The following is a 12,923-nucleotide window of genomic DNA, read 5'->3' on the forward strand; positions in this document are numbered from 1 at the left end:
CCTCAAAATCGTAAAAGGCATTTCGAAGTAAAATGAAGGAAAATCGCGGTCGGAAATCCGCAGCTTCGACGGAAATTACTACTCTTGCTAATAAAATTAGCGAAGTTCAAATTATAACCTATGCCGAACCTCCCTATGAACTAAGAGAACCGGAAGCTAACGTATGGAATGCAACGGTTCGCGATAAATCTCCTGACTGGTTCACACCTTCGACCTATCCGCTTCTCATGCAATATTGTCGGCATGTCGTGCGCGCCAACAATTTGGATTTTATGATTGATCAGTACGAACAAGACATCAGACGAGCGGCAAGTGGGCAAGCAACCATGCATCATTTCGATGTTGGGTATGATAAGCTACTGACGATGCAAGCAAATCAAACTCGCATGATTGCGCATCTGGCGACCAAGATGCGGCTTGCCCAACAATCTACGATCGATGAACAACACGCCAAGGGTGGCGCAATCGGCAAGGGCAAATCAGGACTATGGCAACGGCCAGCAAGCTAGGGCGTACTCTTACCAGGGCCGAGAGCAACATCGTCTGGATCGAGCGCAACTGCCGCGTGCCCGAGGGTATGCACGCGGGCAAGCCCCTGTTGCTGCGGCCGTGGCAGCGTGACGAGCTGGTCAAGATCTACGACAACCCGGCCGGAACGCGCACCGCGCTCATCAGCTTTGCACGCAAGAACGGCAAGACGGCGCTGGCCGCGTGCCTCTTGCTGCTCCACCTCTGTGGACCAGAGGCGTTGCCCAACACGCAGCTGGTCAGCGCGGCGCAATCGCGGGACCAGGCGGCCCTTCTGTTCAAGCTCGCCGCGCGGATGATCAGGCTCAATCCTGCGATGAACGAGGCCATCTCGATCCGCGACCACGCCAAGCAACTGGAGTTCAAAGAGCTGGGTACTGAGTACCGTGCGCTCTCAAGCGACGCAGGCACGGCCTACGGCCTGTCGCCGGTGTTTGCCGTGCATGACGAGCTGGGGCAGGTCAAGGGGCCCACCAGCGAGCTGTACGAGGCCGTGGAGACGGCAATGGGCGCGCATGACGCCCCGCTCTCGATCGTCATCAGCACGCAGGCGCCAACGGATGCGGATCTCCTGTCGGTTTTGATCGATGACGCGGCGACCGGCGTGGATCCGCGCACGACGCTCAGCCTCTACACCTCGCCGCGCTTCGTGTGGGTGGGTGGCAAGAAAACCAAGGTGGACGCGTTCGCCGAGGAAACGGTGCGCATGGCGAACCCCGCGCTCGGCGACTTCCGCAATCTGCGCGATGCGCTCGACAACGCCGACAAGGCACGGCGCATGCCGGCGCGCGAGCCTGCCTACCGCAATCTGATCCTCAATCAGCGGGTGCAAATGCGCTCGCCCTTCTGTAGCGAGAGCGTGTGGAGCGAGAACGGCGCCGAGCCGACAACGCCCACATGGCACGGCATGCGCATCTTCGCCGGCCTGGATCTGTCTTCGACAACGGACTTGTGCGCCTTGGTCATCATCGCCGAGGACCGCGCCGGCTGGAACGTCTATCCGACGTTTTGGCTTCCCGAGGACGGGCTCGAAGATAAGGCCGAGAAGGACAAGGTTTCCTACCCGCTTTGGGTGGAGCAAGGTTTCTTGCAGGTCACGCCGGGCCGCACAGTGGATTACCAGTGGGTTGCGATCCAGGTGGCAAAGCTATTCGAGCATGCCGAGGTGGAAGGCATTGCTTTTGACCGATGGAATTGGAAACATTTCAAGCCGTGGCTTATCGAAGCTGGCTTAGAGACAGAGCAGCTTGCGAAATTCACCGAATTCGGGCAAGGCTTTCAATCTATGACGCCCGCGCTCCGCACCTTCGAGAGTGATTTGCTCAATTCCAAGTTTCGCCATGGCATGCATCCGGTGTTGACGATGTGCGCTGCAAATGCTGTCGTGACCAGCGATCCGGCGGAAAACCGCAAGCTCGACAAGGGCAAAAGCAACGGGCGCATTGACGGGATGGTGGCGCTGGCTATGGCGCGGGCTGTGGCGGGTGCGATGATTGCGGATGACGGCTATTTCGTTGAGGGCGAGGCGACAGTTCGATGAGGTTGGGGCCGATCAATCTAACGTGGGGCTCGCCCGCGCCGCTCGACGGGGCTAAGGCCGCCGAGGGCTTGACCATCGATCAAGTCATCATGGCGCGGGACCAGCTGTTCAAGTCGGCGGCCGGCATCAGCATCACGCCAGAGAATTGCATGCAATCGCCGACTATCGTCGCCATCGTTACGGCCATCTCGCGGCGCATCTCGACGCTTCCCATTCAAGTATTACGTAAGACAGAGAGCGGTGGGCAAGCAAAGAAGGAACCGCAGCCGAACCATCCGGTAGCAAAGCTGCTAGCCAGCCCGAATGATTGGCAAGACAGCAATCAGTTTTGGCTTGATGCAACGTCACAACTTGTCAGATGGGGCAACTTCTTTTGCGTCAAATCTCGCGGTAGTACTGGCCCCATTCGCCAATTGCTTCCGCTTAATCCTGGTCAGGTCAACGTCAGGCAGGAACCTGACTGGAATGTCATTTACGAAACCTCGACGCCGTCCGGTGAGTTTCAACAGCTATCGCCATTCCAGATCTTGCACGCTCGCGGCCCTGCCCGCGATAGCCTCAAGGGCGATAGCGTCGTCTACGACATCCGCGAGGCGATCGCGCTGGAGATCCAGGCCGAGCGGATGGGCGCCGCGGTATTCGGCAATACGGCGCTACCCTCGATCATCTTCAAGTTCGCCGAGGGTGCCCAGGGCTACAAAAACGAGGAAGATCGCAACAAATTCGTTCAAGGGTGGCAGGATGTCTACAGCAAGCACGGCCGGTTCACGGCTGCTCTCTTGCCCAAAGGGATTGAGGTGGACAACTCGGCCGCCATCGATAACGAGAAAGCGCAATATGTCCTGACGCGGCAATATCAGCGCACAGTCATCGCGGCGGCTTTCGGCGTTCCCGTGCATATGGTCGGCGACTTGTCCAAGGGCACGTTCAATAATGTCGAACAACAGACCCTCGATTTTGTTATTAACGTCGTGCTGCCCTATGCGCGTATGTTTGAATGCGCCATGGAAAAGTCACTGCTTACCCAGGATGACCGCAACGGCGGCATCATTATCAGGTTCAACCTTGACGCCATCTTGCGCGGCGACTTCAAGTCACGTCAGGAAGGGCTCAACATCCAACGGCAAGCCGGTGTGATCTCGGCCAATGACTGGCGCCAGCACGAGGACATGAACCCGATTAAGCCGTCCGATGGCGGCAACGAATATTGGCGACAGGGGCCGAGCGGTCAGGGCGCCACGCCACCAGGCAGCAAGCCGCCCACGCCTACGGACACGACAGACACGGGGGACGACAATGCGGATGCAAACGCTCAACCTTAAGCTCGAAATCAAGGCGCTCAACGATCGCGAGTTCGAAGGCTACGGGTCCGTGTTTAACAACATGGATCTCGTGGGCGATGTCATTGCGCCTGGCGCCTTCAAGGCTTCCCTCGCCGAGCACCGGGCCGAGGGCACCATGCCGCTTATGTTCTGGATGCACCGGCCGGACCAGGTAGCTGGAGCGTGGGTAAGCATGGAAGAGGATAAGCGTGGGCTCGCGGTCAAGGGTGAACTCGCCGACACACAGCTTGGCAACGAAATGCGCACCCTGCTTAAAATGAAGGCATTGCGCGGCCTCTCGATCGGTTTTCGCACCCTCGACAGCGATTGGGTGGACGATGAGGAAAACGGCGTTCACCGCGTCCTCAAGGAACTTGACCTTGTCGAGGTGTCGCTCGTATCCATGGCCGCGAACCCGCTGGCGCAAGTCTCCGCTGTCAAGTCGCGCCTAACGTCCGATGGGACTTATGTTCCGTCGAGCAAAGAGACAGAAAGCATGTTGCGCAAAGGCGGCTTTTCAAAAGCAGCGGCGCGCGATATGGTTTCCAAGATGCTTGGATCCGGTGCGATGCTGGAGACCGAGAAAGACGGCAAGTCCGGTGCGATGCTGGATCTTGGCGAAGTGAAGATCAATAAATTGCTCAAGGCATTCACTGCCGAGACAAAACCAGCAACCGACACTATTGCGGTGCCCTTTTGGCGCCGATAAAGGACCAAGCATGACCACGCTCGCCGAGATCAACGAGGCTATCGACAAGATCGGCACGGCCTACGAGGCTTACAAGGAAACCAACGATAAGCGCATTGCGGCGCTGGAGAAGGGCAACAAGTCCGAAGTCGCGGAGCTGGAAATCAAGCTCGGCAAGATCGACAAGGATATCGTCAAGTTCGATGGCCTGAAAACCTCTCTTGAGCGCGAGATGGAATTCCAGCGCAATCGTCTGGAGCTGCTCGAAGCGCGCGCCAGCAACCCGAAGAAGACGGCGGCCGATGTGCTCAATGATGAGTACAAGTCCGCATTCAACGGGTGGATCCGCAGCAAGGGCCAGAACTCTGGCTACGAACAGAAAATGGAGCAGCTCGCCCACAAGGCGCGGATGGAACACAAGGACATCACCATCGGCACCCCTTCGGCCGGCGGCTATGCTGTTCCTGAGGAAATCAGCCGCACGATCGAACAGCTTGAGCTCAAATTCTCGCCGGTGCGTCGCTTGGTAAAGGTCGTCCAGGTCGGCACGTCGGACTATAAGGAACTCGTGTCGCTGCGCGGCGCGTCCAGCGGCTGGGTGGGTGAGACCGGGAGCCGCGTGGCAACCGATACGCCCACGCTGCGCGAGGTGGTGCCAACCCACGGCGAGCTGTATGCTTACCCGCAGGTCAGCGAATGGAGCTTGGACGACATCTTCTTCAACGTCGAGGCTTGGTTGACTGACGAAGTGGCTCAGGAGTTCGCCTTGCAGGAAGGCGCGGCCGTCATCAGCGGCAACGGATCCAGCAAGCCCACGGGTATGTTGAATACCACGCCGGTGCTGACTGCGGACTTCGCCTCGCCCCTGCGCGCGGCTGCGGCTTACCAGTATATCGTCAGCGATACCGATGCGGACGACAGCCCGGCATCGCCCGGCATCCGCGCCGATACGCTTATCGATACCGTCTATGCGCTCAACAGCGCCTATCGGTCCGAGGCTCAGTGGATCATGAACAGCTTGACCACGGCCAGCGTGCGCAAGCTCAAGGACACCACGGGCCAGTATCATTGGCAGCCGGGCTTGCAGGCTGGCCAGCCGGCTATGCTGCTCGGCTATCCCGTCGAGACTTGGGAGCAAATGCCCGACATCGCGGCGAACAACTTCCCCATCGGTTTTGGGGCATGGCGCCGGGCCTACCTGCTTGTTGACCGCGTCGGCCTGCGTATCACCAGGGACAACGTAACCAATATTGGCTTCGTTCGCTTCTATGTGCGTCGTCGTGAAGGTGGTATCGTCCTCAATAACGACGCAGCCAAGTTCATTCGCACGATCCAGTAATAACCGCCAACGATTGTAAGACTTACCAGTCTATCGCCCACCAAGCAGCCTAATTGCTTGGTGGGCACTTACTTGCAACGAGGCGAGACAATGAAGCTAATTCTCAAGAAAGACTGGATTGGGCCGAAAGGTGTATTGTATGCGGGGGAATATGCTATCCCGCGTAAAATCTCGCTCGCCCACGCCAAATGCGCACGGGCCGATGGTGCTGGCGAGATTGAGCGCGACGCATCACCCGCACCGCTGGAGGCTGCCGTAGCGGCGCCCACGGTATTTCCCGACTTCGAGCACAAGGAACAGGCCGCAAGCCCCACGCCAACGCCCGAACCCGCTCGTACCCTCACAAGCACAGGTGGCCGAGGTAAATCCTCGCGCTAACTGGTCAGCGTGCGTGGTGGCCGCCTCTGGTCCCTCGCTGACGGGCGAAGTGGCGGCAGCCATAGCGGCGAGCGGGTTGCCGGTTGTGGCCGTCAATGACGCCTACAAACGTCTCCCGCTCGCCGATGTGCTCTACGCATGTGACGCCTCGTGGTGGCGCGACCGTGCGGGCGCCCGCGATTTCGCCGGTGAGCGCTGGTCATCGATCGGCCGCCCAAGCCGCTTCCGGCATAACGACAAGGTGCGCGAGCAGGCGGCTTACGGCCTCAACCTCATCTTTGGCGACGATCTACCGGGCTTTAGCCTGTCCCCCAACTGCATTCATTACGGCGGCAACAGCGGTTTCCAGGGCGTCAACCTCGCGCTGTTGCTCGGCGCGCGCAGTATCATCCTGGTGGGCTTCGACATGAGCAACGCCAAGGGTGCTCATTTCTTTGGTGCCCATAAACCGCCCTTGCGCAATACACAAAGCTATGTCAGTTTCATCCGAGCTTTTGAAACGGCGGCGAAGAAGCTACCGTCCCATATCCAAATCGTGAATGCCTCGCCGGGCTCGGCGCTTACCTGCTTCCCAAGAATGGATTTCGCCCATGCTCTCGCCCAAGTCGCCAACCGCAGTATCGCCGCTTGATACCTCGCCGTTCCCGCTAAGCCTCGATCTCGTCAAAGCCCACCTGCGGGAAGACAGCGACGATTTCGACACGATTATCGAGCTTTATAGCCGTGCCGCCATAGAGTGGGCCGAGGGTGCGACGAAGCGCACCATCTACAGCCGATCGCATATGTGGATCCTCGGCGACTTCCCGCGCGATGTGTGCGGCGAGATTTGGTTGCCGCGCGGGAAGTGCTCGGCCGTCGAGAGCATCGTTTACCGCGACAGCCTGGGCGCGGCGCAAACGCTCCACGGTCCCACGTCGAGCGTCTCGCCGGCCGGCGATGATTGGCAGGAGAACTTGACCGGCGACGCGGGAGGTTTCCTTTATCCCCCGCTCGGCGGCGTGTGGCCATCCGCCAATGTCTACGCTGCGGCGCCGGTGACGATCACGTTTACAGCGGGCTGGGCAAGCGCTGATGTACCTGCCGACATCACGCACGCGTTGTTGTTCGCCGTGGCCGATATGTACGATACGGCGGGCTCGGCCGACTTGACCGTGTTCGGCAAGAACCTCACCACACGCAACAGCCTCATCAGCCCCTACATCCTCAACAGGTGGTTTTGATGTTCGCCCACCTTCCCGAGATCGAGCGGCGCCGGATCCAGATGCCGCCGCACACGATGCGTCTCAACCGGCTGGAGCGGCCGGAAGCGTGGCCGACAAGCATCCGCGCCAAGGTGCTGGACGCGATCGCCAACACGCCATGGCATCTCTATCCCGATTACCCGGCGTTCTATGAGCGGCTCGCCGAGTTCCTCGACGTGCGACCTACCGAGCTGGTGGTGGGCGCGGGAATCGAAGAGTTTATCCGCTCGCTCATGTTGCTTCACACCAGCAAACGTGTCGCAATGCTGTGGCCGACTTGCGCAATGTTCGAACTCTACGCGCGCGCTTTCTGCGTCGAGCTGATCAAGATCAAGCCGAACCCGCATGAGAGATTGCGCGTCAGAGAAGTTGTCGAGGCTTGCCGTGAGCAGGCGGCCGATCTCTTGTTGCTGGTCAACCCTGGGCAACCAGTTCCGACATACTTTCCGCGCGGCTACATCTTCGAGATTTGCGAGCGGCTTCCCGATACCTGGGTGGCGGTGGATGAGGCTTATCATGGGTTTGGCGCCGAAAGCGCCATCGGTGGCCATGCCCAGTTCAAGAACCTGACCGTGCTGCGGACCTTCTCGAAGGCGTTCGGCGCGGCCGGCATCCGCCTCGGCTATGCTGTCGGCGCACGCTCGACGCTCAATTATCTCGACGCGATCCGGCCGAGCGGCGAAGTGGGCGCGCTGTCCATGGCAACCGCTCGTGTGCTTATGGACAACTGGCTTGAGGTGGAAGGCTGGACAAGCGAGGTGATGGGCGGCCGCGATTGGCTGCGGCGTCAGTTTCAAATGTCTGGCTTGCCCGCGTGGGGCTTGCATGGCAATAGCGTCCTGGTGCAGCACCCGGATCCGGCTGGCATATGCGAGCAGCTTGCCGCGCGCGGCGTACTTGTGCGCAACGTGACCGGGCTCGACGGCGGCTACTTCATGGTGACGTGCGGCAGCATCGAGCTGATGCAGAAATTCTGGAGCGTTTATGACGGTATTCCAAGAACTTGAGAACGGCTCGCTCCAATTTGTCGGCGATTTCGAGCGGCTCTACGAAACCGATGCGGATCCGTGGGGCCAGAGCGCCACGAGCGGCGAGCGGGCGACGTATTATCGTTGGGCGCGTGCCCACCTCATCGGCCGGTTGAACAAATACCTCGGCGAGCGCGTCGAGGGGCTGGAGATCGGCTGTGGCCACGGTCATGTACTCGCCCAGCTTTGGAGCGAGTGCGGCGGCAAGTGGAGCGGAATGGATATCAGCAAAGCCGCATTGCAACAGGCCGCTGCAATTCGTCCAAGCATGCAATTCATTCATGGGGACATATCCGAACCTGTTCCGGCGTTTAAGCATGCATTCAATGTCGTCATTTGGTCGCAAATGCTTTGGTATGTGGCAGAACCATATGAGAAGTTCCTTGCGTCGCTCGACAACAGCATGGGCATGCTTGCGGACGGCGGATTGTTTGTTGTGCATCAAGCTTTCTTGCCGGTTGGCGAGCAGCGTTATGCGCTCAAGACGATCAACGGCTTTCGCGGCGCGGTGGAGGCGTTCTCGCACTGGCCGCGCTTGCAGCTGCTTGAAGCCCGCTACCGCGAGGATGCGCTCGGCGGGTTGCACGATGGCCTCATGATCTTCAGGAAGCTGGTGAAGTGATGGCGCTGACCGAGGCGACGAAAGCCAACCTGCGGCGTAAGTCCGGTTTCATTGACGATGTGCAGCGCGGCCCTGATGGGGCGCCCATGCCCAGCTGGCTTGACCTCAACCTGACAGAGCTTTGCAACCGTTCCGCCGGTAGCAAGCGCCCTTGCGTCTTCTGTCCGCGCATTGACGCTGCGACCTACCCGAACCAGGCGCTTCACATGCCGCTCGGCCTGGTCAAGCGGATCCGCACGGAACTGCTCGGCCTCGACTTCAAGGGTGCCGTCGTGCTGTGCGGGTTCGGCGAGCCGATGTTGCATCCGGCATTCCTCGCCGTCGTCGCCGAGCTGTGCGGCCACGGTTGGCGCGTCGAGTTGGTGACGAACGGCGACAGGCTGACCGAGGACGGCGCCCGCGACCTCGCGCGCCTCGGCCTCGATTGCATCGTCGTGAGCATGTATGACGGGCCGCATCAGGTGCTCAGGTTCAAGGCGATGCTTGACGGCGCCGGCCTTGTCGAGGGTGACGGTTATATCTTGCGCGATCGATGGCATACCGAGGAAGATGGCTTTGGCTTGAAGCTCACAAATCGCGCGGGAGCCGTGACGATGGGCAAGCAAGATGCGGTACAGCCGGAGCGGCCGTGTCACTATCTGGCCTATCAGATGACGGTTGATTGGAATGGGGACGTGCTGCTTTGTGTGCAAGATTGGTCGAAACGCGTCCGCTACGGCAACCTCGTGCATCAAAATCTTTGGGAAATCTGGACATCTCCAGCTATGCACAAGCGGCGGCGTCAGCTATTCGCGGGCCGCGAGGGGATCAATCCGTGCAGCAATTGCAATACAGACGGAACTTTGCACGGCTTCAATCACGTCAAAGCTTGGCAGGAACCACGGCTATCATCGGCCACGGTCGATCTCCCGAGGGCCGAGGTTGGGGAACCCGCATAGACACGGCCGATCGCGTCGTGCGCATGTGGAATTGGGATTGGCAGGATCCGGCCGATTACGGCGAGCGCTACGACGTCGGCATAATCGAAACGCATCCCAAGATAATCAAGCAATGGCGCGAGCATAATCGCCGCATGCCGGCCGAGGCGTGGGTAGCGTCCATTCTCAATTGCCCGCGCGGGACGTTCTCGACGTTGCCCGAGCGCTCTATTACCGTCGAGCAGCATAGCCGCTGGATTGACCAGGAAGGCCGTGCGGCCGGTATCGAGGGCTGCGGCGAGACGGGGAACTGGGAACTCACGCGCGGCGGTATTGCGGCGTGCTGGGCAATGGAGAACGCGGCGCCCGGCGGCGAACTCATCCTGGTGGGTTTCGACAACATCGCCGCCGGTGTCGCGCTCGCCCCTGACGCCGCGTTCTCGCCCACCTATCAGGCGCATGGCGGCTTTTGGGGAATGGACGGCTACAAGGCCGGCGCCACCAAGGAAGGCAATCACGACTATATAGCCGAGCGGCTATTGCTTGAGAGCATGGCGCGGCGGCTCGGCCTCGGCCTGCGGTTCGCGGAGCAGGTGTGGCAATAATATGCAACTTTATCCATGCACTGTCAAAGCAGCTTGTAAAATTGTCAAACAATGGCATAGGCATTTACCAGATTTACAAGGCGGTTTATTTGCTGTCTCTTGTATTTCTGATGGTGTAATTGTTGGTGTTGGTGTCGCTGGTAATCCTTCTAGAGTATGGCAACATGAGGCGAAGATTGTAATTAGTCGATGTGCAACAGAAGGTCATGAAAATGCATGCTCTATGATTTATGGGGCACTTGCGCGTGCAGCAAAAGCTTTAGGTTATAAAGAAATCTGGACATATACACTTCAAGACGAACCAGGTACATCTTTACGTGCATCAGGTTTTATGGATATGGGTTTGACATCCGGCGGTGAATGGTCGCGACCGTGTAGATTGCGTGCTGCGGCGAAGATTGCAGAACCTAAAAGGCGTTGGAAGCGGAATTTATGATTGCATGTATTGTTGGTGGTGGCCCATCGGCGAAAGATTTAGACACGGAACAATTACCCGGTTTGGTGATCGGCGTGAACGATGCCGGCTTGCTCAAGCCGTGCCATGCCTGGTTCACCCTCGATCACAACTACGCCCGCGCCGCTCGCGAGCGCATCACCCGCTTGCCCAGTTCGACCGAGTTGCACATTTGCACCTATCACAAGAATTTCCACCACTTCGAGGGCTGGCGCGTCCAGCTGTGGCGGCGGGTTGCTCAGGCAATGCCGATGCTCGACGGCGCGACGTTGTCGAGCGGACCAGGCACCACGCCGGGTTGCTCAGGGTATGTGGCCATCAACCTTGCCGCCGCGCTCGGCGCCGAGCGCATCTATCTCTACGGCTATGACTTCCACCAGCCCTACAGCTATTTTTTTGATGACAAGCCGTTCCCCCGTAAGTCCGTACGCGAGGTGGTGGATAGCTTCACTCGGGTGGCGCGACACTATGAGCGAGCAGGGATCGAGGTGATCAACTGTAATCCCAACAGCGCAATCAAGGCTTTCAAGAATGCAGCGTAAAGCGGTAATCATCGCCAACGAGAGCTTGCCGCATCACGCCAGCTTCGGGGGATCCTTCGCCAAGGGATTGGCGCGGCGTGGGTGGAAGGTGCTTGTCAGCACGAGCTATGCGCCGGCCGATCTCGTTGTGATGTGGGGCGTGCGCAACAAGGTGGCCATCGGCCAACAGCACGCGGCCGGCGGCGAGGTGTGCATTCTGGAACGCGGCTATCTCGGCGACCGCTTCGCTATGACCTCGGTCAGCTTTGGCGGTGGGCTCAACGGGCGCGGTCGGTTCGTCATCCCGCCGGGTGTCGGTGCCGAGCGGTTCGCCGAGATGGATATCGCTGTCCAGCCATGGGGGGACTTCTCGACGCGGCGCGGTCCGGCGGTGATCATGGGACAGGTGCTCGGCGACCAAAGCGTGAAGCATGTCAACATTGGGAACTGGTATCGGACGGCGGCGGCGGGCTGCCGCGCGGCTGGATATGAGGTGCGGTTCCGTCCGCACCCAGGCGCGCGGGGCTCGCGAGATCTCCACGGGATGAAGGAGGCGCGCGGTAGCCTCGCCGAGGTGCTCGACGGCGCCGGATTGGTGGTGACCTTCAACAGCAACAGCGGCGTGGACGCGGTGCTCGCCGGCCGCGCAACCGTGGCCATGGATCCAGGCAGCATGGTGTGGGATATCGCGGCTCATGATATTGTGCCAACTGACAGACTAGCATTCCCCGATAGATCGGCGTGGGCGGCGCGGCTCGCCTGGTGCCAATACTCTCGGGCGGAAATGGAAAATGGTTTCTGTGCCGAGGCGGTAGGGCTATGACGGAAGTGCTTTGCGATCTGCGTGTTGAAAAGGAAGGCAACCTTTTCGTGGTGCGTGATCAGGAAGGCCGCAAGGTTCGAGGTGTTCGTGCGATTGCCATTAATCAGCGCATGAACGATGTCACCACAATCACATTGGAATTCATTCAATATAAAAGCGGTAAGCCTGAGGTGGCTCGATGACTGGAGCGGCGATACTCACGAGCGTCATTACCTTGCAGCGCGTCACGATCGAACGTAACGGGCTCGGTGAGGGTGTGGAGACATGGACGACGTTGGCACAGCGCAAGGCACAGCGCGCCGACGTGTCCGCCGGTGAGGCGTTCCGCGCGCTGGAGGTGGGCGCGCAACTCTCGACGCGGTTCACGGTCCGCTACAGCCCCACGCTCGCAACGCTCAATCCCCTTGACCGCATCATATTCGACGGCCGCACCTTCAACATCACCGGCGTTCGCGAGAAGCAGCGCCGCCGCTGGATCGAGATTGACACGGTTGCGCGCGACGACATCGCGGCGGTGGAGACCACGTAAATGGAAGAACTGTTGCTAGCGTTGCTGGAGGCGAGCACTCCGCTTGTTGCCCTGGTGGGCACCCGGATGAATTGGGGATCGCGCGAGCAGGCCGCCGCGTTGCCGGCCGTGACGCTCAACAAGGTATCCGGCGGGCCGCTCTATGCCGATGAGGGCGAGGTGGGGCTTGACGAAGTGCGCGTCCAAATTGACACCTGGGCAAGCAGCTTCTCGGCCGCCACGGCAGTAGCGCGCGAGGTGCGCGCCCAGATCTCGGGTTATGAGGACGCCAACTTCCCCTATATCTCGCTCGACGTGGTGCGCGATTTGCGCGAGGGTGGTGCAAATCAAGCCGCGTACGAGTATAGGGTTTCCATGGATTTCATCGTTTTGAGCAGGAGCATCTAAG

Annotated in this window: 18 protein-coding genes; all 18 read left to right on the plus strand. The window is 59.7% G+C overall.

Features of this window, described 5'->3' with window-relative positions; translation table 11 throughout:
- The first annotated feature begins 32 nt into the window (after positions 1 to 32).
- A complete protein-coding gene (locus tag VMT30_02320; GenBank protein HVQ43775.1) occupies positions 33 to 509 on the plus strand; it encodes a hypothetical protein in 477 nt (158 codons plus the stop codon).
- Positions 488 to 2,068 (plus strand): terminase TerL endonuclease subunit, encoded by a 1,581-nt coding sequence (locus VMT30_02325; protein HVQ43776.1) that lies wholly within the window; start codon positions 488 to 490, stop codon positions 2,066 to 2,068. The genes VMT30_02320 and VMT30_02325 overlap by 22 nt, the downstream gene beginning before the upstream one ends.
- A 68-nt stretch (positions 2,069 to 2,136) precedes the next feature.
- Positions 2,137 to 3,390, plus strand: a complete 1,254-nt coding sequence (locus VMT30_02330) for a phage portal protein (protein HVQ43777.1) — start codon at positions 2,137 to 2,139, stop codon at positions 3,388 to 3,390.
- Positions 3,371 to 4,099 carry an HK97 family phage prohead protease gene (locus VMT30_02335; GenBank protein ID HVQ43778.1) on the plus strand — a complete coding sequence of 243 codons (729 nt, stop codon included), beginning with the start codon at positions 3,371 to 3,373 and terminating at the stop codon, positions 4,097 to 4,099. The genes VMT30_02330 and VMT30_02335 overlap by 20 nt, the downstream gene beginning before the upstream one ends.
- 10 nt (positions 4,100 to 4,109) lie before the next feature.
- Positions 4,110 to 5,417, plus strand: a complete 1,308-nt coding sequence (locus VMT30_02340) for a phage major capsid protein (protein HVQ43779.1) — start codon at positions 4,110 to 4,112, stop codon at positions 5,415 to 5,417.
- 90 nt (positions 5,418 to 5,507) lie between these two features.
- Entirely contained in the window at positions 5,508 to 5,795 is a 288-nt protein-coding gene (locus tag VMT30_02345; GenBank protein HVQ43780.1) for a hypothetical protein, read from the plus strand.
- Between the two features lie 85 nt (positions 5,796 to 5,880).
- Entirely contained in the window at positions 5,881 to 6,426 is a 546-nt protein-coding gene (locus tag VMT30_02350; GenBank protein ID HVQ43781.1) for a hypothetical protein, read from the plus strand.
- Positions 6,386 to 7,015: a phage head-tail connector protein gene (locus tag VMT30_02355; GenBank protein ID HVQ43782.1), complete on the plus strand. Its 630-nt coding sequence runs from the start codon at positions 6,386 to 6,388 to the stop codon at positions 7,013 to 7,015. Before VMT30_02350 ends, VMT30_02355 begins: the two co-directional genes overlap by 41 nt.
- Positions 7,015 to 8,043, plus strand: coding sequence for an aminotransferase class I/II-fold pyridoxal phosphate-dependent enzyme (locus VMT30_02360; GenBank protein ID HVQ43783.1), 1,029 nt, complete (start codon positions 7,015 to 7,017; stop codon positions 8,041 to 8,043). Before VMT30_02355 ends, VMT30_02360 begins: the two co-directional genes overlap by 1 nt.
- Positions 8,021 to 8,686, plus strand: coding sequence for a class I SAM-dependent methyltransferase (locus VMT30_02365; protein ID HVQ43784.1), 666 nt, complete (start codon positions 8,021 to 8,023; stop codon positions 8,684 to 8,686). The genes VMT30_02360 and VMT30_02365 overlap by 23 nt, the downstream gene beginning before the upstream one ends.
- Entirely contained in the window at positions 8,686 to 9,624 is a 939-nt protein-coding gene (locus VMT30_02370) for an SPASM domain-containing protein (protein HVQ43785.1), read from the plus strand. The genes VMT30_02365 and VMT30_02370 overlap by 1 nt, the downstream gene beginning before the upstream one ends.
- A gap of 17 nt (positions 9,625 to 9,641) precedes the next feature.
- The gene (locus tag VMT30_02375) at positions 9,642 to 10,208 is read left to right on the plus strand and encodes a hypothetical protein (protein HVQ43786.1); all 567 of its coding nucleotides are present in this window, start codon (positions 9,642 to 9,644) and stop codon (positions 10,206 to 10,208) included.
- A gap of 1 nt (position 10,209) precedes the next feature.
- Entirely contained in the window at positions 10,210 to 10,644 is a 435-nt protein-coding gene (locus tag VMT30_02380) for an XF1762 family protein (GenBank protein ID HVQ43787.1), read from the plus strand.
- Positions 10,645 to 10,718: 74 nt separating this feature from the next.
- Positions 10,719 to 11,204 (plus strand): hypothetical protein, encoded by a 486-nt coding sequence (locus tag VMT30_02385; GenBank protein ID HVQ43788.1) that lies wholly within the window; start codon positions 10,719 to 10,721, stop codon positions 11,202 to 11,204.
- The gene (locus tag VMT30_02390) at positions 11,194 to 12,006 is read left to right on the plus strand and encodes a hypothetical protein (protein HVQ43789.1); all 813 of its coding nucleotides are present in this window, start codon (positions 11,194 to 11,196) and stop codon (positions 12,004 to 12,006) included. Before VMT30_02385 ends, VMT30_02390 begins: the two co-directional genes overlap by 11 nt.
- A complete protein-coding gene (locus tag VMT30_02395; protein ID HVQ43790.1) occupies positions 12,003 to 12,188 on the plus strand; it encodes a hypothetical protein in 186 nt (61 codons plus the stop codon). The genes VMT30_02390 and VMT30_02395 overlap by 4 nt, the downstream gene beginning before the upstream one ends.
- Positions 12,185 to 12,535 (plus strand): phage head closure protein, encoded by a 351-nt coding sequence (locus VMT30_02400; protein HVQ43791.1) that lies wholly within the window; start codon positions 12,185 to 12,187, stop codon positions 12,533 to 12,535. Before VMT30_02395 ends, VMT30_02400 begins: the two co-directional genes overlap by 4 nt.
- Positions 12,536 to 12,922: a DUF3168 domain-containing protein gene (locus VMT30_02405; GenBank protein HVQ43792.1), complete on the plus strand. Its 387-nt coding sequence runs from the start codon at positions 12,536 to 12,538 to the stop codon at positions 12,920 to 12,922. It begins immediately after the preceding gene.
- Position 12,923 lies beyond the last annotated feature (1 nt).

The sequence above is a fragment of the Candidatus Saccharimonadia bacterium genome (assembly GCA_035544015.1).
Taxonomy (GTDB): domain Bacteria; phylum Patescibacteriota; class Saccharimonadia; order UBA4664; family UBA4664; genus UBA5169.